This is a genomic window from Pseudomonas sp. AFG_SD02_1510_Pfu_092, from assembly GCF_003331055.1.
In the GTDB taxonomy this organism is placed as follows: domain Bacteria; phylum Pseudomonadota; class Gammaproteobacteria; order Pseudomonadales; family Pseudomonadaceae; genus Aquipseudomonas.
Genome location: NZ_PUQD01000117.1, coordinates 1 through 2940, shown reverse-complemented (window position 1 = coordinate 2940; position 2940 = coordinate 1). Strand labels below are relative to the sequence as shown.

General features: G+C 69.1%; 1 protein-coding gene. It reads left to right on the top strand.

Annotated features, from left to right (window positions below):
* Positions 1–184: 184 nt before the first annotated feature.
* On the top strand, positions 185–2773 hold the full coding sequence (acnD, locus tag C6A77_RS25030; protein WP_114172017.1) for a Fe/S-dependent 2-methylisocitrate dehydratase AcnD: 2589 nt from the start codon (positions 185–187) through the stop codon (positions 2771–2773).
* Positions 2774–2940 lie beyond the last annotated feature (167 nt).

Below are 2940 nucleotides of genomic sequence, written 5' to 3'. Positions count from 1 at the left end.
CCCCCCCCCCCCCCCCCCCCCCCCCCCCCCCCCCCGCCCGCCGCCCCGCCCCCCCCCGTGTCGGGGGGGGGGGGGGGGGGCCCCCCCCCCCCCCCCCGCCCCCCCCCCCCCCCCCCCCCCCCCCCCGCCCGCTCTCACAGGGCGGTGAAACCTTCCGAATCCTGTGACCGAGCCTGATTCCATGATGAACACTGCATACCGCAAGCACCTGCCAGGCACCGACCTGGACTACTTCGATGCCCGCGCGGCGGTCGAGGCGATCAAGCCCGGCGCCTACGATGGCCTGCCATACACCTCCCGCGTGCTCGCCGAGAACCTGGTGCGCCGCTGCGACCCGGCCACCCTCGACGCCTCGCTGGGCCAGCTGATCGAGCGCCAGCGCGACCTCGACTTCCCGTGGTTCCCGGCGCGCGTGGTGTGCCATGACATCCTCGGCCAGACCGCGCTGGTGGACCTCGCCGGCCTGCGTGACGCGATTGCCGACAAAGGTGGCGACCCGGCCCAGGTCAACCCGGTGGTGCCGGTGCAGTTGATCGTCGACCACTCGCTGGCCGTCGAGTGCGGTGGCTTCGACCCGCAGGCCTTCGACAAGAACCGCGCCATCGAAGACCGCCGCAACGAAGACCGCTTCCACTTCATCAACTGGACCAAGAAGGCGTTCAAGAACGTCGATGTGATCCAGCCAGGCAACGGCATCATGCACCAGATCAACCTGGAAAAGATGTCGCCGGTGATCCACAACGACCGTGGCGTGGCCTACCCGGACACCTGCGTCGGCACCGACAGCCACACCCCGCATGTCGACGCCCTGGGCGTGATCGCCATCGGCGTCGGCGGCCTGGAAGCCGAAAACGTGATGCTTGGCCGTGCCTCGTGGATGCGCCTGCCGGAAATCGTCGGCGTCGAGTTGACCGGCAGGCTGGCGCCGAACATCACCGCCACCGACCTGGTGCTGGCGCTGACCGAGTTCCTGCGCAAGCAGAAGGTTGTCGGTGCCTACCTGGAGTTCCATGGTGAAGGTGCCCGCGCCCTGACCCTGGGCGACCGCGCGACCATTTCCAACATGGCCCCGGAATATGGCGCCACGGCGGCGATGTTCGCCATCGACCAGCAGACCATCGACTACCTGCGCCTGACCGGCCGCGAGGAGCAGCAAGTCAAACTGGTGGAAACCTACGCCAAGGCCACCGGCCTGTGGGCCGACAGCCTCGGCGGCGCTGTTTACGAGCGCACCCTGAGCTTCGACCTGTCGAGCGTGGTGCGCAACATGGCCGGCCCGTCCAACCCGCATGCCCGTGTCGCCACCAGCGACCTGGCGGCCAAAGGTATCGCGGGTAAATGGGAAGAGGTGCCGGGGCAAATGCCGGATGGCGCGGTCATCATCGCCGCCATCACCAGCTGCACCAACACCAGCAACCCGCGCAACGTGATCGCCGCCGGCCTGCTGGCGCGCAATGCCAACAAGCTCGGCCTGGTGCGCAAACCGTGGGTCAAGTCGTCGCTGGCACCTGGCTCCAAGGCCGTGCAGCTGTACCTGGAAGAAGCGGGGCTGGAGAAGGAACTGGAGCAGCTCGGCTTTGGCATCGTCGCTTTCGCCTGTACCACCTGCAACGGCATGTCCGGTGCACTGGACCCGGTGATCCAGCAGGAAATCATCGACCGCGACCTGTATGCCACCGCAGTGCTGTCGGGCAACCGCAACTTCGACGGGCGTATCCACCCCTACGCCAAGCAGGCCTTCCTCGCCTCGCCGCCGCTGGTAGTGGCCTACGCCATTGCCGGCACCATCCGCTTCGACATCGAGAAGGATGTGCTGGGCGTGGTCGATGGCAAGGAAATCCGCCTGAAGGATATCTGGCCGAGCGATGAAGAGATCGACGCCGTGGTGCGTGCGGCGGTCAAGCCGGAGCAGTTCCGCAAGGTGTACATCCCGATGTTCGCCATCGAGGAAGACCGTGGGCCGAAGGTGGCGCCGCTGTACGACTGGCGCCCGATGAGCACCTACATCCGCCGCCCGCCATACTGGGAAGGCGCCCTGGCCGGCGAGCGCACGCTGCGTGGCATGCGCCCGCTGGCGGTGCTGCCGGACAACATCACCACCGACCACCTGTCGCCGTCCAACGCCATCATGCTCGACAGCGCCGCCGGTGAGTACCTGGCGAAGATGGGCTTGCCGGAGGAGGACTTCAACTCCTACGCCACCCACCGCGGCGACCACCTGACCGCCCAGCGTGCCACCTTCGCCAACCCCAAGCTGTTCAACGAAATGGTGCGCAAGGAAGACGGCAGCGTGCAGCAGGGTTCGCTGGCGCGTATCGAGCCGGAAGGCAAGGTTACCCGCATGTGGGAGGCGATCGAGACCTACATGCAGCGCAAGCAGTCGCTGATCATCGTCGCCGGTGCCGACTACGGCCAGGGCTCGTCGCGTGACTGGGCGGCCAAGGGCGTGCGCCTGGCGGGTGTCGAGGCGATCGTCGCCGAAGGCTTCGAGCGCATCCACCGTACCAACCTGGTGGGCATGGGCGTGCTGCCGCTGGAATTCAAGCCTGGCACCGACCGCAAGACGCTGGGCCTGGATGGCAGCGAGACTTATGACGTGCTGGGTGCGCGTACGCCACGGGCGACCCTGACCCTGGTGGTGACCCGCGCCAACGGCGAGCGCCTGGAAGTGCCGGTGACCTGCCGCCTGGACACCGCAGAGGAAGTGTCGATCTACGAGGCCGGTGGGGTGCTGCAGCGCTTTGCCCAGGACTTCCTCGAAGCGACCGTGTAATTGCAAGGGGCCGCTTTGCGGCCCATCGCCGGGGGGGCCCCCCCCCCCCCCCCCCCCCCGGGGGGGGGGGGGGGGGGGGGCGGGGGGGGGGGGGGGGGGGGGGGGGGGGGGGGCGGCCCCCCCCCCGGGGGGGGGGGGGGGGGCCCGCCGGGGGGGCGGGGGGGGGG